General features: G+C 72.8%; 18 protein-coding genes. 9 read left to right on the plus strand and 9 right to left on the minus strand.

The window, feature by feature from the left end; all coding sequences use genetic code 11:
* The first annotated feature begins 100 nt into the window (after positions 1-100).
* A complete protein-coding gene (locus tag F0L17_RS21200) occupies positions 101-919 on the plus strand; it encodes an inositol monophosphatase family protein (RefSeq protein ID WP_155072298.1) in 819 nt (272 codons plus the stop codon).
* 35 nt (positions 920-954) lie between these two features.
* The gene (locus F0L17_RS21205; RefSeq protein ID WP_155072299.1) at positions 955-2370 is read left to right on the plus strand and encodes a phytoene desaturase family protein; all 1416 of its coding nucleotides are present in this window, start codon (positions 955-957) and stop codon (positions 2368-2370) included.
* Between the two features lie 60 nt (positions 2371-2430).
* On the opposite strand, the gene F0L17_RS28545 is transcribed toward F0L17_RS21205, so the two are convergent.
* Positions 2431-3051, minus strand: a complete 621-nt coding sequence (locus tag F0L17_RS28545; protein WP_155072300.1) for a Clp protease N-terminal domain-containing protein — start codon at positions 3049-3051, stop codon at positions 2431-2433.
* A 6-nt stretch (positions 3052-3057) separates the two neighbouring features.
* Positions 3058-3282, minus strand: coding sequence for a hypothetical protein (locus F0L17_RS21215; protein ID WP_155072301.1), 225 nt, complete (start codon positions 3280-3282; stop codon positions 3058-3060).
* Positions 3283-3352: 70 nt separating this feature from the next.
* Between F0L17_RS21215 and F0L17_RS21220 the strand changes: the two genes are divergently transcribed.
* The gene (locus F0L17_RS21220; RefSeq protein WP_162466519.1) at positions 3353-3553 is read left to right on the plus strand and encodes a type II toxin-antitoxin system VapB family antitoxin; all 201 of its coding nucleotides are present in this window, start codon (positions 3353-3355) and stop codon (positions 3551-3553) included.
* A gap of 175 nt (positions 3554-3728) precedes the next feature.
* On the opposite strand, the gene F0L17_RS21225 is transcribed toward F0L17_RS21220, so the two are convergent.
* The gene (locus F0L17_RS21225) at positions 3729-5435 is read right to left on the minus strand and encodes a BCCT family transporter (RefSeq protein ID WP_155072302.1); all 1707 of its coding nucleotides are present in this window, start codon (positions 5433-5435) and stop codon (positions 3729-3731) included.
* Positions 5436-5613: 178 nt separating this feature from the next.
* Between F0L17_RS21225 and F0L17_RS21230 the strand changes: the two genes are divergently transcribed.
* From F0L17_RS21230 to F0L17_RS21255, 6 genes are all read left to right on the plus strand, one after another.
* Entirely contained in the window at positions 5614-6750 is a 1137-nt protein-coding gene (locus F0L17_RS21230) for a glycerate kinase (RefSeq protein WP_162466520.1), read from the plus strand.
* 321 nt (positions 6751-7071) lie between these two features.
* Entirely contained in the window at positions 7072-7926 is an 855-nt protein-coding gene (locus F0L17_RS21235; RefSeq protein ID WP_155072303.1) for an ABC transporter ATP-binding protein, read from the plus strand.
* Positions 7923-8741, plus strand: coding sequence for an ABC transporter ATP-binding protein (locus F0L17_RS21240; protein ID WP_155072304.1), 819 nt, complete (start codon positions 7923-7925; stop codon positions 8739-8741). The genes F0L17_RS21235 and F0L17_RS21240 overlap by 4 nt, the downstream gene beginning before the upstream one ends.
* A complete protein-coding gene (locus F0L17_RS21245) occupies positions 8738-9628 on the plus strand; it encodes a branched-chain amino acid ABC transporter permease (RefSeq protein WP_155072305.1) in 891 nt (296 codons plus the stop codon). The genes F0L17_RS21240 and F0L17_RS21245 overlap by 4 nt, the downstream gene beginning before the upstream one ends.
* The gene (locus tag F0L17_RS21250; protein ID WP_162466521.1) at positions 9621-10784 is read left to right on the plus strand and encodes an ABC transporter permease subunit; all 1164 of its coding nucleotides are present in this window, start codon (positions 9621-9623) and stop codon (positions 10782-10784) included. The genes F0L17_RS21245 and F0L17_RS21250 overlap by 8 nt, the downstream gene beginning before the upstream one ends.
* Entirely contained in the window at positions 10781-12049 is a 1269-nt protein-coding gene (locus tag F0L17_RS21255; protein ID WP_155072306.1) for an ABC transporter substrate-binding protein, read from the plus strand. Before F0L17_RS21250 ends, F0L17_RS21255 begins: the two co-directional genes overlap by 4 nt.
* Before the next feature lie 174 nt (positions 12050-12223).
* Here the strand turns inward: F0L17_RS21255 and pssA are convergent, their stop codons facing one another.
* From pssA to F0L17_RS21285, 6 genes are all read right to left on the minus strand, one after another.
* On the minus strand, positions 12224-13081 hold the full coding sequence (pssA, locus tag F0L17_RS21260; protein WP_238419508.1) for a CDP-diacylglycerol--serine O-phosphatidyltransferase: 858 nt from the start codon (positions 13079-13081) through the stop codon (positions 12224-12226).
* A complete protein-coding gene (locus F0L17_RS21265; RefSeq protein ID WP_155072307.1) occupies positions 13068-13715 on the minus strand; it encodes a phosphatidylserine decarboxylase in 648 nt (215 codons plus the stop codon). Before F0L17_RS21265 ends, pssA begins: the two co-directional genes overlap by 14 nt.
* Positions 13716-13896: 181 nt before the next feature.
* Positions 13897-15102, minus strand: a complete 1206-nt coding sequence (locus F0L17_RS21270) for an acyl-CoA dehydrogenase family protein (RefSeq protein WP_155072308.1) — start codon at positions 15100-15102, stop codon at positions 13897-13899.
* Between the two features lies 1 nt (position 15103).
* Positions 15104-15649: a MaoC family dehydratase gene (locus tag F0L17_RS21275; RefSeq protein ID WP_155072309.1), complete on the minus strand. Its 546-nt coding sequence runs from the start codon at positions 15647-15649 to the stop codon at positions 15104-15106.
* 130 nt (positions 15650-15779) lie between these two features.
* Complete coding sequence (locus tag F0L17_RS21280) at positions 15780-16763, minus strand: HpcH/HpaI aldolase/citrate lyase family protein (protein ID WP_155072310.1); 984 nt, start codon at positions 16761-16763, stop codon at positions 15780-15782.
* Positions 16760-18772 carry a protein meaA gene (locus F0L17_RS21285; protein WP_155072311.1) on the minus strand — a complete coding sequence of 671 codons (2013 nt, stop codon included), beginning with the start codon at positions 18770-18772 and terminating at the stop codon, positions 16760-16762. Before F0L17_RS21285 ends, F0L17_RS21280 begins: the two co-directional genes overlap by 4 nt.
* Between the last annotated feature and the right edge of the window lie 2 nt (positions 18773-18774).

Below are 18774 nucleotides of genomic sequence, written 5' to 3' on the forward strand. Positions count from 1 at the left end.
GCGTCCGCCCGAGGACCGTTCATCCGCCGGTCGCCCACCGGTCGCCCGCCTGCCGTCCGCGATCCGGCCGGACCGTCCGGCGACGTGGTTCCATGGGAGGATGATCAATGACGCGTTGGTGACGGGTGTCGAGGAGGCGGTCCGCAAGGCCGCCGCCACCGAGGTCATGCCCCGCTGGCGGCAGTTGGCGGCGGACGAGGTCACGGAGAAGACGGGACCGCACGATCTGGTCACCATCGCCGACCGGCGCGCCGAGGAGCAGCTGGCGGCCGCCCTGACCGCGCTGCTGCCCGGTTCGGCCGTCGTCGGCGAGGAGGCGGTGCACGCCAACCCCGCGGCGTACCGGGCGGTGGAGGGCGAGGCCCCGGTGTGGATCGTGGACCCGGTCGACGGCACCCGCCAGTTCGTGCGCGGCGAGGCGGGCTTCTGCACCCTGGTGGCCCTCGCCCACCACGGCGAGGTGCTGGCGTCCTGGACGTACGCCCCCGCCCGTGACGAGCTGGCCGTCGCCCTGCGCGGCGGCGGCGCGCGCCTCAACGGCGAGACGCTCCGCTCCGGCGTGCCCGGAGCGGACGCGACGCTGGAGGTGGCGCACTCCCACCCGGACTTCACCACCGACGAACAGAAGCGGGCCCTGCTCGGCCTGCGCACGGAGGGGGTCGCGCCCCGGCCGTGCGGCTCGGCCGGGCTGGAGTACCTGAACGTGGCGCGCGGCGAGCTGGACGCCGTCGCCTTCTCCTGGGAGAGCGCCTGGGACCACGCCGCCGGCCTGCTGCTGGTGGCCGAGGCGGGTGGCGACCACGCCACCCTCACCGGGGAGCCGTTCCGCCTGGCGGGCGGCAACGCCCTGCCGTTCACCGCGGCCCGGGACACGGCGACGGTGCGTCGTATCCTCTCCCTGCTGGCCGTCGCCGGCTGACCTCACCGACGAGGGGAGCGCCGAGAGTGCCGTTGATGCGTGACGTGGTCGTGGTGGGAGCCGGGCCGAACGGACTGACCGCCGCCGTCGAACTGGCTCGGCGCGGCATGTCCGTCGAGCTGTTCGAGGCGATGGGGACGGTGGGGGGAGGGGCCCGCACCGAGGAGCTGACCCTCCCCGGCTTCCGACACGACCCCTGCTCGGCCGTCCACCCGCTGGGCGTCGGCTCGCCCGCCTTCTCCGCCATGCCGCTGACCGAGCGGTACGGACTGGAGTGGCTCCACCCGGAGCTGCCGCTGGCCCACCCCTTCCCCGACGGCACCGCCGGGACGCTGGCCCGCTCGGCGGCCGAGACGGCCGCCTCCCTCGGGCCGCGCGACGCCGGCACGTACCGCCGGCTGGTGGCGCCGTTCCTCGGCCGCTGGGCGACGCTGGTCGGCGACTTCTTCAAGGTGCCCTGGGACGGGCTGCCGCGCGACCCGGTCACCCTGGCGCGCTTCGGGCTGCCGGCCCTCCAGCCGGTGGACTGGCTGGTGCGGCGCTTCCGCGACGACAGGGCCCGCGCCCTGATGTTCGGGCTGGCCGCCCACGCCATCGGACCGACCACCTCGCCCGCCACCGGCGGCATCGCGCTGGTCTTCGCGCTGGCCGCGCACGAGGTCGGCTGGCCGGTGCCGCGCGGCGGCTCGCAGTCGCTCTCCGACGCGCTCGCCGCCTACCTGCGCGACCTGGGCGGAGCCGTCCACACCGGGGTGGAGGTCAAGCGGCTGGACGAACTGCCGCCCGCCCGCGCCTACGTCTTCGACACCTCGCCCACCGCCCTGGCCGGGATCGCCGGACTGGGCGACGCCTACCGGCACTTCCGCTACGGTCCCGGCGTCTTCAAGATCGACTACGCTCTGGACGGTCCCGTCCCGTGGACCTCCGAGGCCGCCCGCCGGGCCGGGACGGTCCACCTCGGCCCCTCCAGCGGCGAGATCGCCGCCGCCCTGCGGGCCGCCGCCGTCGAGGGCCGGCAGCCCGATCCCCCCTTCCTGATCACCGCCCAGCCCACGCTGGTGGACCCGGGCCGGGCCCCGGAGGGCAAGCACGTCTTCTGGGTGTACGGCCATGTGCCGCGCGGTTGGAGCGGGGACGCCACCGAGGAGATCGAGCGGCAGATCGAGCGCTTCGCGCCCGGCTTCCGGGACCGGGTGCTGGCCCGGGCCACGGCGGGCCCGCCCGAGCTGGCGGTCCGCAACGCCAACTACGTCGGCGGCGACATCGCCTGCGGCGCCTTCAGCGGGCTCCAGACGCTGCTGCGCCCCAAGCTCGCCCGCGTTCCGTACGCCACCGCCCACCCGGCCGTCTTCCTGTGCTCCTCGGCCACCTGGCCGGGGCCCGGGGTGCACGGCATGTCGGGGCACAACGCGGCCAAGGCGGTCTGGCGCCGGTTGCGCGCCACGGGCTGAGGCGCGGGCCGAGGCGCGGACTGAGGCGCGGGCGCCCCGCCGACCGGGCCGGCGGTCCGGTCACGCCGCGCGGCGCAGGTCCGCGAGGACGTGGGCGCGCGTGGTCCGCGGGTCCAGGTCGAGCCGGGCGAACAGGTCGCGGGTGAGCCGGTCGTCGGAGCGCAGCAACCCCAGCACGAGGTGTTCCACGCCGATGTGACGGTCCTTCAGGGCGAGCGCCTCGCGCAGCGCCGACTCCAGTGCCTTCTTGGCGCGCGGGGTGAACGGGATGTGGCCCCGTTCGCGGCGCCGGCCCCGGCCGCCGCCGCGGAAGGGCAGGATCCGTCGCACCCTCCGCCGCTCTTCCGGCGGCTCCGGGGCGCGGTCCAGCGCGCCGGGGCCGAACGCCTCCTCGGCACGTCGGCGGACCTCCGCCACGTCGATGCCCAGTGCCCGCAGCGCGTCGGCGTCCTCCTCGTCGATGCCGTCCCCGCCGCCGGCCACCAGTCGGGCCGCGGCCGCGCGGACCGCCTCGTCGTCGGTGCCCAGCCGGACCAGTGTGGCCGCGCCCGGTTCCGTCGGGTGCCGCAGCACGCCGATCAGCAGGTGCTCGGTGCCGATCCGGTCGTGCCCGAGCCGTCGGGCCTCCTCCTGTGCCCGCACCACCGTGGCGCGGGCCTGCCGGGTGAATCGCTCGAACATTCCCGCCTACCTCCTGCTGTGCTTCTTGTGCACGGCCTGCCTGCTGACGCCGAGGGCGGTCCCGATCTCCTCCCAGGACCAGCCCTGTCCCCGCGCGTTGTCCACCTGGAGCGTCTCCAGGCGCTCCACCAGTCGACGCAGCGCCGCGACCGCCCGCAGTCCCACGCGGGGGTCGTGGTCCAGGGCGGCCTGCGCGGTGTCCACCGCTTCCCTTGCTTCCGATCCGGCCATGTCTGTCAACATAGGATGACAATCGGAGGGTGTCAACCTAGGTTGACATCGCGGGGAATGGGGTGGTGTCGTGGCGAAGGTGGAGATCACGCTCGACGCGGAGTTGGTCGTCGAGGTCATGGTGCTGAGCGGGGTCGGCAACCCGCGCGACGCCGTCGAGGCGGTCGTGCGCGACTACATCGCCCGCGGACACCGCACGGAGGCGCGCGCGGGCGAGACGGACGCGCGGCTGCGGGAGATCGCGGGCGAGCCCAAGATCGAGGAGGGCTGAGGCGCCGCGTGTCCCCCCGGGGTCGGACGCCCGGCCCCGGCCGTGGCGGCGTCCGTCCCGCGGTGGGGACGCGAGCACGTCCTGTGACCCACCGGGCCCGACGCACGGCGGCGCCCGCGGAGAACGCTTCTCCGCGGGCGCCGCCGTGCGTTCCGAGGTGGGACCGTGCGGTGCCTCAACGCTTGTCGGGCTCCTCGCCGCCCTTGTCCCGCGAGGCCGTCTCCGCGACCCGGCGCAGCTTCGGGTGACGAGAGGTCCGCTCGTCGATGGCCTCGCCGACCATCGCCCGGACGGCCTCGCGCATCCCGTGCAGCGGGTGGTGGCGGGCCGGTCCGGCGCCCGGGTCCTCGCGCAGCTCCTTGAACAGCGCCCAGCACAACGTCAACATCACCAGGACGAAGGGCAGGGCGACCAGGATCGTCCCCGTCTTCAGGCCGTCCAGACCGCCGGCCACCAGCAGCACGGCGGCCACCGCCGCCATCAGCACGCCCCAGGTGACCACCAGCCAGCTGCGCGGATGCAGGGCGCCGCCGGAAGTCAGCGAACCCATCACCAGGGAGGCGGAGTCGGCGCTGGTGATGAAGTAGGTCATCACCAGGACCATCGCGATCACCGAGGTGACCGCGCCCAGCGGCAGCGCGTCCAACAGCCCGAACAGCGAGGCCTCCACGCCGTCCGTCAGCTTGCCGGCCATGTCCGCCTCACCGGTGGCGTCCAGCCGCATGGCGCTGCCGCCCATCACGCAGAACCAGACGACCGTCGCGCCGCTGGGCACCAGCAGCACGCCGATCAGGAACTCGCGGATGGTGCGGCCCCGGGAGATGCGGGCGATGAAGGTGCCCACGAACGGGGCCCACGACAGCCACCACGCCCAGTAGAAGATCGTCCAGGTGCCCAGCCAGTCCTTGTCGCCGAAGGCGCCCGTCCGCGAGGAGAGCGTGACCAGGTCCTGGAGGTAGGCGCCGACGCCGGCCGGGATCGCGTCCAGGATGAACACCGTCGGGCCCAGCAGGAAGACGAAGAGCATCAGCAGCGCGGCGAGCCCGACGTTCATGTTGCTGAGCCACTTGATGCCCCGGTGGATGCCGGAGAACGCGGAGACGACGAACGCGGCCGACAGCACCAGGATGATGAGCAGTTGCAGTTCCCGGGAGTCGTCCCAGCCGACCGTCAGGTTGAGGCCCTTGGCCACCTGGAGGGCGCCCAGCCCCAGGCTGGTCGCCGTGCCGAACACCGTGGCGAAGACGGCCAGCAGGTCGATGACGCGCCCCGGCCAACCGTTCGCGCGGCGCTCGCCCAGCAGCGGGACGAAGACCGAGCTGATGCGGTTGCCGCGCCCCTTGCGGAAGGTGACGTACGCCAGGGCCAGGCCGGCCACACCGTAGATGGCCCAGGGGTGCAGCGTCCAGTGGAAGAAGGAGTACTCCAGCGCCGTGCGTTCGGCCGCGCCGGAACCGCTCTCGATGTCGCCGAAGGGCGGCGGGGTGACGTAGTACGTCAGCGGCTCGCCGACACCGTAGAACATCAGACCGATGCCCATGCCGGCGCTGAACATCATCGCGATCCACGCCAGGTTGCCGAACTCCGGCTCGTCGCTGTCCTTGCCGAGCCTGATCCTACCGAAGCGGCTGATCGCGAAGAACGCGCACAGCACCAGGAAGAGGTTGGCCGCCAGCGAGAACAGCCAGCCGAAGTTGTCCAGTACCCAGCCCAACGCGGTGGTGGACACCGAGGAGAAGTTGTCCGTCCCGATCGCCGCCCAGGCGACCACGGCCAGCACCGCGGTCACGCCGATGGCGATGACCTTGGTGTCCGGCGGCGGGTCCTCGCGTGGTCGCTGAGGGGCTGGTTCCTGGGGAGGTGTGGTCACATCGGTGCTCATATCGCCCAACTATGGAGTGGTTTTTCCTGTTTCTTGTATGGCACGCCGGACGAACCGGCGCGACCGACAGTGTGCCGTGGACCCCCCTGCCCGGTATCGGTAGGGTCTAGACGGCGCGACAGCCTGTTCGAGACACAAGAGAGACCTCGTGGACGGAACACACACCGAGACAGGCCGCGTGCTGATCGCCGCGGACAAGTTCAAGGGCTCCCTCACCGCGGTGGAGGTCGCCGAGCACGTCACCGCCGGGCTCCGCCGGGCCCGACCCCGGACGGAGGTGGAGGCCCTGCCCGTGGCGGACGGCGGCGACGGCACCGTGGCGGCGGCGGTCGCCGCCGGCTTCGCGCTGCGCCAAACGGCGGTCACCGGCCCGCTGGGCAAGGCGGTCACCGCCTCCTACGCGCTGCGCGACGGCACCGCCGTGGTGGAGATGGCCCAGGCCTCCGGCCTCCAGAAGCTGCCCGCCGGGGTCTTCGCCCCCCTGTCGGCCGGCACCTACGGCACCGGGGAGCTGATCCGGGCCGCCCTCGACGCGGGTGCCCGCACCGTCGTCCTCGGGGTCGGCGGTTCGGCCGGCACCGACGGCGGCGCGGGCATGCTCACCGCGCTCGGCGCCCGGCTGCTGGACGCGGACGGCGAGCCCGTCGGCTCCGGCGGCGGTGGGCTGCGGCGCCTGGCGACGGCGGACCTCACCGGGCTGGATCCACGGCTGGCCGACACCGAGATCGTCCTGGCCTCCGACGTGGACAACCCGCTCACCGGGCCGACGGGCGCGGCCGCCGTCTACGGCCCCCAGAAGGGCGCGAGCGAGGAGGACGTCGCCACCCTGGACGCCGCCCTCGCCCACTACGTCGCCGTGCTGGCGGCGGCCGTCGGCCCGCGCGCCGCCGCCAGCGCGCGCCGGCCGGGGGCGGGTGCGGCGGGCGGCGTCGGCTACGGCGCCCTGGTCGGCCTGGGAGCCTCCTTCCGCCCCGGCATCGAGGTGCTGCTGGAGGTACTGGGCTTCGAGGAGGCCGTGGCCCGAGCCGACCTGGTGATCACCGGCGAGGGCTCGCTGGACGCCCAGACCCTCCACGGCAAGGCCCCCGCCGGGGTGGCCGCCGCCGCCCGCCGGGCCGGACGCCGCACGGTCGCGGTGTGCGGGCGACTGGAGGTCGACCGCGAGGCGCTGCGGAAGGTCGGGATCGAGGCGGCCTACGCGCTCACCGACCTGGAACCGGACCCGGCCGTCTGCATGGCCCAGGCCGGCCCGCTGCTGGAGCGGGCCGCCGAACGGCTGGCCGCCGCACACCTGGGGGAGCCGACGACGCCGTAGCACAGCCGTAGCACGGTCGTGGCAGCACGGGAGCCGTGCGAGCGACGGGAGCCCGGACCGCACCGAGCGGTCCGGGCTCCCGCGCGTCCGGGGGCGCCCGCCCCGGCGGCCCTCGCCACCGCCCGCACCCGCGCCGTCCCGCGCCCCGCCGTGGCGGAGTCCACGGGTCCGCTGTGCCGGCGCACAGTCGCGCCCCCGTCCCCGTTGGTCACCGGCAGCGGATCGGCCCGCCGCCCGTGGACGGGTGCCCCGGCCGGTGCTGGGGTGAGCGCCATCCCGGCGGGGCCCGCCGGGAGCAGGACGGAAAGAGAAGGAGGGCCGATGACGGCCGCTTCGCTGGAGGTCCGGGAGGTGTCCGTGGGCTACGGCCCGGTACGGGCGCTGCACCGGGTCTCCGTGGACGTACCCGAGGGCGCGGTGGTCGCCGTCCTCGGCGGCAACGGCGCCGGCAAGACCACCTTGCTGCGCGCCATCTCGCGGACCCTGCGCTTCCACGGAGGGACGATCGGCGCCGGCACGATCGCCTTCGCCGGGCAGCGCCTGGACGGGCTCACCCCCGACCGGGTGGTGGCCGCCGGAGTGGTGCAGGTCCCCGAGGGGCGGCAGGTGTTCGCCCGGATGACCGTGGCCGACAACCTCCGCGTCGGCGCCCTGGGCGCGCGCGGCGGGCACGGGGGCCGCCGCGCGGCGGCCGAGACCCGCGACCGGGTGCACGAACTGTTCCCGGTGCTGGCGAAGCGGGCGCGCCAACGGGCCGGTCTGCTCTCCGGCGGCGAACAGCAGATGCTGGCCATGGGGCGCGCCCTGATGGCCCGCCCCAGGCTGCTGCTCCTGGACGAGCCCTCGCTCGGGCTGGCCCCGTTGATGGCCGACCGCATCGCCGAGACCGTGCGCGAGATCAACGCCCGGGGAACCTCGGTGCTGCTGGTCGAGCAGAACGCGGCCATCGCGCTGCGGCTGGCCTCCTCGGCGGTCGTGCTGGAGGTGGGCGAGGTCGCCCTGGCCGGTCCGGCGGACGAACTCGCCGCCTCCGACGAGGTGCGCCGCCGCTACCTGGGCGTCGCCGACGGCACCGACACCGACACCGACACCGGAACCGACACCGACGCCGGCGCCGCGGAACCCTTCGCCGCCACCGCCCGTCCCCGGCCCGTCCTGCGCAGGTGGTCGGCATGACCTCCTCGCCCCCCGAGACGGCCCCCCGGACCGCCGCGTCCGACGTCCCGCGGCTCCGGGTGCGCGACCTGACCGTCCGCTTCGCCGGCCTCACGGCCCTGGACGGTGTCTCCTTCACCGTCGAGCCGGGCAGCGTGCACGCGGTCATCGGCCCCAACGGCGCGGGCAAGTCCACCACCTTCAACGTCCTGTCCGGTGTCCACCGGGCGACCTCGGGCAGCGTCCGCCTCGGCGACGCCGAGCTGACCGGGCTGCCCCCGCACCGCATCGCCGCCCTGGGAGTGGCCCGCACCTTCCAGAACCTCGCGCTCTCCGCGCACACCACGGTCTTCGACAGCCTGATGCTGGGACGCCACCGGCTGACCCGCACCGGCTTCCTCTCCGCCGGGCTCCACCTGCCCGGCGCCGCCCGCGAGGCGGCCCGGCACCGCGAACGGGTCCGGGAGATCGCCGCCTTCACCGGGCTGGAGGACCATCTGGACCGGCCCGCCGGGTCACTGCCCTACGGGCTCCAGAAGCTCGTGGAACTCGGCCGCGCGCTGTGCACGGAACCCCGGTTGCTGCTGCTCGACGAGCCGGTGGCCGGCATGACCGCCCCCGAACGGCGCCGCACCGCCGAGGTCGTCGCGGCCGTCCGCGAGGGGCTGGGCATCTCGATCGTCCTGGTGGAGCACGACATGGCGGTGGTGATGCGGCTCGCCGACGCGGTGACCGTCCTGGACTTCGGCCGCAGGATCGCCGACGGCCCGCCCGAGGTGGTGCAGCGCGACCCGGCGGTCGTCCGCGCCTACCTCGGACAGGAGGCGACGGCATGACGACCTTCCTCGAACTGCTGTTGAGCGGCGTGTCCATCGGCTCGGTCTACGCGCTGATCGCCCTGGGTTTCGTGGTCGTCTTCCGGGCGACCGAGGTGGTGAACTTCGCCCACGCCTCCCTGCTGTTGGTCGGCGGCTACCTCACGGCCGTGCTGGCGGACGGCATCGGCTTCGTCCCCGCCCTGCTGGCGGGCGCCGCGGGCGCGGCCGCGGTGGGCGCGCTGGTGGAGTTCGCCGTGATCCGTCGCTACCGGGGCCACGACCACGGCGTGTTGGCCATCGTCACCATCGGCGTCGACATCGTCCTGCTCACCGAGCTGACCCGGCTGATCGGGACCCGCGTGTACCCCATGGGCGATCCGTGGGGGGACGCGGTGCTCACCATCGGCGGGCTCAGCGTCCCGCAGACCAGGGTGGCCGCGTTCGTCACCGCCGGGCTGGTCATCGCCGTCTTCCTGACGGCCTTCCGCCTCACCTCCTGGGGCGTGGCGACGCGCGCCGCCGCCGAGCATCCCGAGACCGCCGCGCTGATGGGCGTCCGGCTGGGTCGGGTGTCGACGTCGGCCTGGGCGGTGGCCGGCGCACTGGCCGCGGTGGCCGCCCTGTTCCTGGCGGTCTTCCCGACCCCCGGCCTGGAGCGCGGCACCGCCACGGCGGCCCTGAAGGCCTTCCCCGCCGCGATCCTGGGCGGCCTGGACTCCACCACCGGCGCCCTGGTGGGCGGTCTGGTGGTGGGCGTCACGCAGTCCCTGGCCACCGGCTACCAGAGCGACCTGACGTTCCTGGGGCGCGGCATCGGCGACCTGGCGCCCTACCTGGTGATGCTCCTGGTCCTGCTGGTGCGCCCGGCGGGCCTGTTCGGAACGAGGGAGCTGTCCCGTGTCTGAACCCACCGCACCCGCCGCCGGCGCACCCGCAGTCACCGCACCCGCCACCGGCGCGGTGCGCCACCGCGTCGCCGCTCCGCCCCGGCCGCCGCGTCGGGCCGCTCCGTACGCGGCGACGGCGGGAGGACTGCTCCTGCTCGCCCTGCCCTTCTACCTGGACCGCTTCTGGCTCCAGGCCGGGCTGCTGGCCATGGCCGCCGCCATCGGCGCCATCGGCCTCACCCTGCTGACCGGCGCCGCCGGCCAGCTCTCACTGGGCCACTCCTTCTTCCTCGCCGTCGGTGCCTACGGCTACTGCGTGCTGGCCGGGGAAGGGGCCGACGAGAGGACCGGGGAGACGATCGGCCTGGGGCTGCCGAGCTGGCAGGCGGTGGTGCTCGCGGTGCTGCTGACGGGTGTCGCCGGCGGGCTGTTCAGCCCGATCTCCGCCCGGCTGCGCGGCGCGTACCTGGGCATCGCCACCCTGGCGTTGGTCTTCGTCGGCCAACACGTGCTGTTCAACGCCCACGGACTGACGGGTGGTTACAACGGCCGTTCCGTCCCGCCGCTGTCCCTGTTCGGCGTCACCTTCGACGACACCGAGACCGTGGTGGCCGCCGTGCCGTTCCAGGCCATGGAGAAGCTCTGGTACGTCGGCCTGGTCCTGCTGGCCGGCTGCGCCCTCTTCGCCCGCGGAGTGCTGCGCGACCGTCCCGGACGGGCGCTGAACGCCATCCGCGACCACCGGATCGCGGCCGGGGTCCTGGGGGTGCCCGTCGCCCGCCACCGGGCCGGGATCTTCGTGCTCTCCTCGATGTACGCGGGACTGGCCGGGGTGCTGTCGGCCCTGGTCTTCCAACGGACGGTGCCGGAGTACTTCGGCATCGCCCTGGCCCTGGAGTACCTGGCCATGATCGTCATCGGCGGCCTGGGGTCGGTCACCGGGGCCGTCGTCGGGGCCGCCTTCGTCACCCTGCTGCCCCAGATCCTCACCCGCTACAGCGAGGCCCTGCCCCTGGTCTCCGCGCCCGGCACCGGCGGAGTCGCGCCGGGGGAGGCCTCCCGCTACCTGTACGGCGCCGCGATCGTCGCCGTCGTGCTCTTCCTGCCCGGCGGCCTGGTGCGGCTCGCCGCCCGCCGCGCACCCCGTGAGAAAGCCGAGGAACAAAGACCATGACCACACGCACCACACGCACCGCCGCCGCGGCCGCCGCGGTCGTCCTCGCCCTCGTGACCGGCGCCGGATGCAGCGGCAAGGCGGACGGCGGCGGCTCGGGGGGTACGGACGAGAAGGGGGTGAGGACCGACAAGGGCGTGACCGACGAGGTCATCCGGATCGGTGCCCTCACCGACATGACCGGGGTCTACGCCTCCCTGGGCAAGAGCGTCACCCAGGCCCAGCAGCTCTACGTGGACCGGATCAACGACGACGGCGGCATCTGCGGGCGCCGCCTGGAGATGGTGGTCCGCGACCACGGTTACGACGCGGGCAAGGCCATCCCCGCCTACAACGACCTCCAGTCCGATGTCGTCGGATTCGCCCAGTTCCTCGGCTCCCCGTTCGTCAGCGCGGTCAAGGAGCGGATCGAGGGCCGGGACAAGCTGCTGGTGCTGCCGCAGGCCTGGTCGGCCGATCTGCTCGGCAGCCCCTACGTGCGCACCATCGGCGCCACCTACGACGTGGAGACGGTCAACGCGGTGGACTTCCTGCTGGAGGAGGGGAAGATCGCCGAGGGCGACACGATCGGTCACGTCTACTTCGAGGGCGACTACGGGGAGAACGCCCTGGAGGGCTCCCGGTACGTGGCCGAGGAGGCCGGTCTGGAGCTCGTCGAACAGAAGATCAAACCGACCGACGAGGACATGTCCGCCCAGGTCGCGGCGTTCCGGAAGGCGGAGGTGGACGCCATCGTGATCAGCGCCGGACCCCGGCAGGCCGCCTCCCTGGTCGGCGTGGCGGCGGCCGGCGGCCTGGACGTGCCGGTGATCGGCAACAACTCGGCGTTCGCCCCGCAGCTGCTGGACACCCAGGCGGGCCCGGCCCTGCGGAAGGACTACTACGTGGCCGCCTCCACCCTGCCCATCGGCGCCGAGCAGCCCGCCCCGGCCAAGCTGGCGAAGGAGTACGCCGCCGCCCACCCCGACGACGTCCTGGACAACGGCGTGGCCGCCGGCTGGAGCGCCGCGGCGGCCTTCGGCGCCGCCCTGAAGGCGGCGTGCGACGACAAGGACCTCACCCGGGAGGGCGTGGTGAAGGCGCTGCGGTCCCTGAACACCTACGAGGCGGGCTTCGGCATCACCCACGACTTCTCCGACCCGGCGCTCCCCTCGACGCGGGAGAGCTTCGTCCTCAAGCCCGACGCGGAGGTCGAGGGCGGACTGAGGGTGTACCGCGAGGCGGCGGCCTCGGAGAGAGCGGAGGCGTTCTCCTTCGAGGGGTGACCGGGCCGGGCCCGAGCGGGCCTCCGGCCGCGGGAGATCCCCGGATCCGTCCCGTTCGGCGGGTGTGAGGTCCGCCGAACGGGGCAGGGGGAAGGCGGACCGGAAGGACGACGGGCGCCGTACGGGTCGATGGGACCCGTACGGCGCCCGAGAGCGAGCCGTCCTCCCCGGCGGCTAGGGCTGCGCCGTCGCCCGTGCCTCCCGCCGGTTGTCGCGGAAGGCGTGGACCCGCCGCGCCGTGGCGAACAGCGGGATCACCGCGCCCAGCACCAACTGGAGGGCGCAGCCGCTCTCCAGCAGCAGCTCGCCGCCCGGGGCGTCGAAGGCCCAGGCCGTCAGCAGGGCCATGCTCAGCGCGATCCAGCAGAGCATCGCCACGGCCAGAAGGCCCCGCGGCTTGGGGTACTCCACCCGGCTCACCATCAGCCAGGCCACCCCGACGATCGCCAGCAGCGTGGGCACGAACGGCAGCTCCAGCAGCACGATCGAGACCACCGTCAGCGCCCCGAAGGGGCTGGGCATGCCCTGGAAGACCCCGTTGGGCAGGGTGACGCAGGAGAATCGCGCCAGTCGCAGCACCACCGCCAGCAACACCACGACCCCGGCGAGCACCGAGACCGCCTGGTGCGCGTCGTTGGCCACCATCCCCCAGACCAGGACGAAGTACGCGGGCGCCAGCCCGAAGCTGATCAGGTCGGAGAGGTTGTCCAGCTCCGCGCCCATCGCCGAGCTGCGCAGCTTGCGCGCCACCAGCCCGTCGAAGAGGTCGAAGACCGACGCCAGCAACATCAGCATCACGGCGGTCGCGGCACTGTGGCGGGCCATGCCGCCGTCCCCGTTGCCGGTCAGGTGCGGGATGAGCACACCGGTGGTGGTGAAGTACACGGCCATGAAGCCGCAGGTGGCGTTGCCGAGGGTGAGCGCGTCGGCTATCGACAGCCGCATGGACAGCGGCATGTCGTCCATCTCGTCGGCGTCGTCGTCGAGCTCCGCCTCGGGGACCCACTCGGTCTTGGGGTCAATCACGGTCAAGGCGAGTCACCCCCGCGGTCGTGGGCCGGCCGACCTCGACGTCGACCTCGACACCCTCCGGGAGGTAGAGGTCGACGCGGGAGCCGAAGCGGATCAGACCGATCCGCTCGCCCTGCTCGACCTTGGCGCCCTGCTCGACGTAGGGCACGATCCGCCGGGCCACGGCGCCGGCGATCTGGACCATCTCGATGTCGCCCAGTTCGGTGTCGAAGTGCCAGACGACCCGCTCGTTGTTCTCGCTCTCCTTGTTGAACGCCGGGACGTAACCGCCGGGCACGTGCTCGACGGACGTCACCGTCCCCGCCAGGGGGGCGCGGTTGACGTGGACGTTCAGCGGACTCATGAAGATCGCGACGCGGGTGCGCCCGTCCTTCCACGGCATGATGCTCTGCACCACGCCGTCGGCCGGGGAGATGACGCGGCCCTGGGCGATCTCTCGCTCGGGGTCGCGGAAGAACCACAGCATGCCCGCCGCCAGGGCGGTGGCGGGCACGGCCGCCACCGCCGCGCCCCTGGAGCGTCTGGCGCGGGCCAGGCTGAGGGCGGCGGTGGCGACGGTCGGGAGGAGCCACGGCGATGCTCCGCGCGCGAGACGGATTCGGCCGCGTGGTGCAGAGGGTGAGCTGTGGGGCATGGATGACCTTCGTAGCGGAGGGTGCCGCGTATACACGGGGGACGGCGGCTTTCCCGGGATGCTATCGGTTACCGGTGGCAACTGGGCAAGCCAGAGCACCAGTCGGGATCGGGAACCCCCCGGAAAGCCTTGCTCCGGGGTGCCGTCCCAACCTGCGGAAAAACACCCCGAAGAAGACATTCTACCCCTGGATCTTGTACTCCTCCAGGAGTCGGCGCCCAACGATCATCTTCTGGATCTCGGCCGTGCCCTCGCCGATCAGGAGCATCGGGGCCTCACGGTAGAGCCGTTCGATCTCGTACTCCTTCGAGAAACCGTAACCGCCGTGGATCCGGAACGCGTCCTCGACGACCTCCTTGCAGTACTCCGACGCGAGATATTTGGCCATGCCCGCCTCCAGGTCGTTGCGCTGCCCGGAGTCCTTCTTCCGCGCGGCGCCGACCATCAGGGCGTGTGCTGCCTCCACTTTGGTGGCCATTTCGGCCAACTTGAACTGGATCGCCTGGTGCTGGGCGATGGGCTTGCCGAAGGTGTGCCGTTGCTGGGCGTAGGAAATGCCCAGTTCGAAGGCGCGCCGGGCCACGCCGCAGCCGCGCGCGGCCACGTTCACCCGGCCGACCTCGACGCCGTCCATCATCTGGTAGAAGCCGCGGCCGGTGGTGCCCCCCAACACCCGGTTCGCCGGGACGCGCAGGCCGTCCAGGATCAGCTCGGTGGTGTCGACGCCCTTGTAGCCCATCTTGTCGATCTTGCCGGGGATGGTCAGACCCGGCCCGACCTGGCCGAAACCGGGTTCCTTCTCGACGAGGAAGGTGGTCATCGACCTGTGGGGCGCCGCCCCCTCCGGCAGCCCCTCGTCGGTCCGGCACAACACCGCGACCAGCGAGGACGTGCCCCCGTTGGTCAGCCACATCTTCTGGCCGGTGAGCACGTACTCGTCGCCGTCGCGCACCCCCTTGGTGGTGATGGCCGACACGTCCGAGCCCAGGCCCGGCTCGGACATCGAGAAGGCGCCCCGGACCTCGCCGGCCGCCATCCGGGGCAGGAAGTGGTCCTTCTGCTCGTCGGTGCCGTACTGCTTGAGCATGTACGCGACGATGAAGTGCGTGTTGATGATGCCGGACACGCTCATCCAGCCGCGGGCGATCTCCTCCACGCACAGCGCGTAGGTGAGCAGCGACTCCCCGAGGCCGCCGTACTCCTCGGGGATCGTCAGGCCGAAGATCCCCAGGTCCTTCAGGCCCTCCACGATCCGGGTCGGGTACTCGTCCCGGTGCTCCAGCTCGGTGGCGACGGGAATGATCTCCTTGTCGACGAAGTCGCGGACGGTGGAGACGATCTCCTGCTGGACGTCCGTCAGTCCCTCGGTCTGCGCCAGGCGCCCCATGTCACTCGCCCCTCCTGTCGGACTTCTTCCCGGGCTTCTTCTCGGGTTCGCGGAGCTCGGGGCGGCCGGGCTGCTCTCCCCCGCGCTCCCGGACGTACTCGGCGGTGGGCACCATCACCTTGCGGCGGAAGACGCACACCAGGGTGCCGTCCTGCTTGTAGCCCTTCGTCTCGACGTGGACGATGCCGCGATCGGACCTGGAGCGCGACGGGACCTTGTCCAGGACGGTGGTCTCGCCGTAGATCGTGTCGCCGTGGAAGGTCGGCGCCACGTGCCGCAGCGACTCGATCTCCAGGTTGGCGATCGCCTTGCCGGAGACGTCCGGGACGGACATGCCCAGCAGCAGCGAGTAGACGTAGTTGCCGACCACCACGTTCCGGCCGAAGTCCGTCGTCTCACCGGCGTAGTGCGCGTCCAGGTGGAGCGGGTGGTGATTCATGGTCAGCAGACAGAAGAGGTGGTCGTCGTACTCGGTGACCGTCTTGCCGGGCCAGTGCCGGTAGACGGCACCGACCTCGAACTCCTCGTAGGTGCGGCCGAACTGCATGGTGTGACTCTCCGGTGGTGTGGCGGTCCCGCCGGACGGGGGCGGGGCCGCGGCATGGCGCGAGCGGGGCGGACGCGGCGCGACCGCCGGTGGCGGCCGGCCCGGTGGCGGGCCGGCCGCGCCACGGGGATCAGGCGGTCGGCGGCTGGAACTTCGAGGTCCGCTCCATGCCGGCGGCCCGGCCCTTGCCCGCGACGACCAGGGCCATCTTGCGGCTGGCCTCGTCGATCATCTCGTCGCCGAGCATCGCCGAGCCCTTCTTGCCGCCCTCCTCGGAGGTGAAGTACTCGTACGCGTCGAGGATCAGCTCGGCGTGGTCGTAGTCCTCCTGCGAGGGGGAGAAGACCTCGTTGGCCGCCTCGACCTGCCCCGGGTGCAGCACCCACTTGCCGTCGAAGCCGAGGGCCGCGGCGCGCCGGGCGACGTCGCGGAAGCCGTCCACGTTCCTGATCTGGAGGTACGGCCCGTCGATCGCCTGGAGGTCGTGGGCGCGGGCGGCCATCAGGATGCGCATCAGGATGTAGTGGTAGGCGTCGGCCGGGTAGCCCGGCGGCTGTTCGCCCACGACCAGGGACTTCATGTTGATGGAGGCCATGAAGTCGGCCGGGCCGAAGACGATGGTCTCCAGCCGCGGCGAGGCCGCCGCGATCTCGTCGACGTTCACCAGGCCCCTGGCGTTCTCGATCTGCGCCTCGATGCCGATGCGGCCGACCTCGAGGCCCATCGTCGTCTCGATCTGGGTCAGCAGCATGTCCAACGCCTTGACCTGGGCGGCGTCCTGCACCTTCGGCAGCATGAGGCAGTCCAGGTTGGCGCCCGCGCCCTCGACGACCGTGACCACGTCGCGGTACGTCCAGTGGGTGGTCCAGTCGTTGACGCGCACGACCCGGGTCTTGCCCGTCCAGTCGCCCTCGTTGAGGAACTTCACGATGGTGTTGCGGGCCTCGGGCTTGGCCAGCGGCGCGCAGGCGTCCTCCAGGTCCAGGAAGACCTGGTCGGCCGCCAGGCCCTGGGCCTTCTCCAGGAAGCGCGGGTTGCTCCCGGGGACGGCCAGGCAGGAACGGCGCGGCCGCAGCCGGTTCACGGAAGCGGACGTGCGTGCGGGGGGCGTCATGCGGGGACCTCCAGGGGGTCGAGCTTGTTCGCTGTGCGGATCTCGTCGACGATACGGCCGATGATCTCCGTGATGCCGAAGTCCTTCGGGGTGAAGACCGCGGCGACTCCGGCGGAGCGCAGCGCCTCGGCGTCGGCGCGCGGAATGATGCCGCCGACGATGACGGGGATGTCCTCCACACCGGCCCGGCGCAGCCGGTCCAGCACGTCGGGCACCAGCTCGGCGTGCGAGCCGGAGAGGATCGACAGCCCGACGCAGTGCACGTCCTCGGCGACGGCCGCCGACACGATCTGCTCGGGAGTGAGCCGGATGCCCTGGTAGACCACCTCGAAGCCCGCGTCGCGGGCCCGCACCGCGATCTGCTCGGCCCCGTTGCTGTGCCCGTCCAGGCCGGGCTTGCCGACCAGCAGGCGCAGGGCGCCGCAGCCCAGCTCGGCGGTGGTGGCCGCCACCTTCGCGCGCACGGAGGCGAGCGCGGAACCCTCCTCGGCGCCGGTGGCCACCGGCGCCGAACTCACCCCGGTGGGGGCCCGGTACTCGCCGAAGACGTCCCGCAGCGCCCAGGCCCACTCCCCGGTGGTCACCCCGGCGCGGGCGCACTCGACGGTGGCCGGCATCAGGTTGCCGTCGCCCGCGGCGACCCGCTTCAGCTCGGCCAGCGCCCGGTGGGCGCGGCCCTCGTCCCGCTCGTCCCGCCACCGCTGGAGGGCGGCGACGACGTTCCGCTCCACCGCCGTGTCCACGGTCATGACGGCCGTGTCCAGGTCGGCGGTGAGCGGGCTGGGCTCGGTGGACTCGAAGCAGTTGACCCCGACGATCTTCTCCTCGCCGGACTCGATGCGGGCCCGCCGTTCGGCGTGCGAGGCGACCAGCCGCGACTTCAGGTAGCCGGACTCCACCGCGGCCATGGCGCCCCCCATCTCCTGGACGCGCTCGATCTCGGCCCACGCGCCCTCGGTCAGCTCGGCGGTCCTGGCCTCCACCACGCGCGACCCGGCGAACAGGTCGTCGTACTCCAGCAGGTCGCTCTCGTGGGCGAGCACCTGTTGGATGCGGAGCGACCACTGTTGGTCCCAGGGCCGGGGCAGGCCCAGCGCCTCGTTCCAGGCGGGCAGCTGCACGGCGCGGGCACGGGCGTCCTTGGAGAGGGTGACGGCCAGCATCTCCAGCACGATCCGCTGGACGTTGTTCTCCGGCTGCGCCTCGGTCAGCCCGAGGGAGTTGACCTGGACGCCGTAGCGGAAGCGGCGGTGCCTGGGGTCCTCGATCCCGTAGCGCTCGCGCGTGATCCGGTCCCAGATGCGGGTGAAGGCCCGCATCTTGCACATCTCCTCGACGAAGCGGACGCCCGCGTTGACGAAGAAGGAGATCCGTCCGACGACGTCGCCCATCCGCTCGGCCGCCACCTGTCCGGAGTCGCGCACCGCGTCCAGCACCGCGATGGCCGTCGACATGGCGTACGCGATCTCCTGCACCGGGGTGGCCCCGGCCTCCTGCAGGTGGTAGCTGCAGATGTTGATCGGGTTCCACCTGGGCATGTTCGCCACGGTGTGGGCGATCACGTCGGTGGTCAGGCGCAGGGAGGGACCCGGCGGGAAGACGTGCGTCCCGCGCGAGAGGTACTCCTTGACGATGTCGTTCTGCGTCGTCCCCGACAGCCCGGAGACGTCCGCGCCCTGTTCCTCGGCGACCACCTGGTACAGCGCCAGCAGCCACATGGCGGTGGCGTTGATGGTCATCGAGGTGTTCGTCCGCTCCAGGGGGATGCCGTGGAACAGCCGCCGCATGTCGCCCAGGTGGGAGACCGGGACCCCGACCCGGCCGACCTCGCCGCGGGCGAGGACGTGGTCGGGGTCGTAGCCGGTCTGGGTGGGCAGGTCGAACGCGACCGACAGCCCCGTCTGGCCCTTGGCGAGGTTGCGGCGGTACAGCTCGTTGGACGCCTCGGCCGTGGAGTGCCCGGCGTACGTCCGCATCAGCCACGGACGGTCCTTCCGGCGCTCTGCCATGG

It is taken from the genome of Streptomyces taklimakanensis, from assembly GCF_009709575.1.
Lineage (GTDB): Bacteria > Actinomycetota > Actinomycetes > Streptomycetales > Streptomycetaceae > Streptomyces > Streptomyces taklimakanensis.

What these genes read in the sequence shown, in the direction of transcription:
- F0L17_RS21200 (WP_155072298.1), top strand. Translation starts at nt 101, where the DNA reads ATGATCAATGACGCGTTGGTGACGGGTGTCGAGGAGGCGGTCCGCAAG.
- F0L17_RS21205 (WP_155072299.1), top strand. Translation starts at nt 955, where the DNA reads ATGCGTGACGTGGTCGTGGTGGGAGCCGGGCCGAACGGACTGACCGCC.
- F0L17_RS28545 (WP_155072300.1), bottom strand. Translation starts at nt 3,051, where the DNA reads ATGTTCGAGCGATTCACCCGGCAGGCCCGCGCCACGGTGGTGCGGGCA.
- F0L17_RS21215 (WP_155072301.1), bottom strand. Translation starts at nt 3,282, where the DNA reads ATGGCCGGATCGGAAGCAAGGGAAGCGGTGGACACCGCGCAGGCCGCC.
- F0L17_RS21225 (WP_155072302.1), bottom strand. Translation starts at nt 5,435, where the DNA reads ATGAGCACCGATGTGACCACACCTCCCCAGGAACCAGCCCCTCAGCGA.
- F0L17_RS21235 (WP_155072303.1), top strand. Translation starts at nt 7,072, where the DNA reads ATGACGGCCGCTTCGCTGGAGGTCCGGGAGGTGTCCGTGGGCTACGGC.
- F0L17_RS21240 (WP_155072304.1), top strand. Translation starts at nt 7,923, where the DNA reads ATGACCTCCTCGCCCCCCGAGACGGCCCCCCGGACCGCCGCGTCCGAC.
- F0L17_RS21245 (WP_155072305.1), top strand. Translation starts at nt 8,738, where the DNA reads ATGACGACCTTCCTCGAACTGCTGTTGAGCGGCGTGTCCATCGGCTCG.
- F0L17_RS21255 (WP_155072306.1), top strand. Translation starts at nt 10,781, where the DNA reads ATGACCACACGCACCACACGCACCGCCGCCGCGGCCGCCGCGGTCGTC.
- F0L17_RS21265 (WP_155072307.1), bottom strand. Translation starts at nt 13,715, where the DNA reads ATGCCCCACAGCTCACCCTCTGCACCACGCGGCCGAATCCGTCTCGCG.
- F0L17_RS21270 (WP_155072308.1), bottom strand. Translation starts at nt 15,102, where the DNA reads ATGGGGCGCCTGGCGCAGACCGAGGGACTGACGGACGTCCAGCAGGAG.
- F0L17_RS21275 (WP_155072309.1), bottom strand. Translation starts at nt 15,649, where the DNA reads ATGCAGTTCGGCCGCACCTACGAGGAGTTCGAGGTCGGTGCCGTCTAC.
- F0L17_RS21280 (WP_155072310.1), bottom strand. Translation starts at nt 16,763, where the DNA reads ATGACGCCCCCCGCACGCACGTCCGCTTCCGTGAACCGGCTGCGGCCG.
- F0L17_RS21285 (WP_155072311.1), bottom strand. Translation starts at nt 18,772, where the DNA reads ATGGCAGAGCGCCGGAAGGACCGTCCGTGGCTGATGCGGACGTACGCC.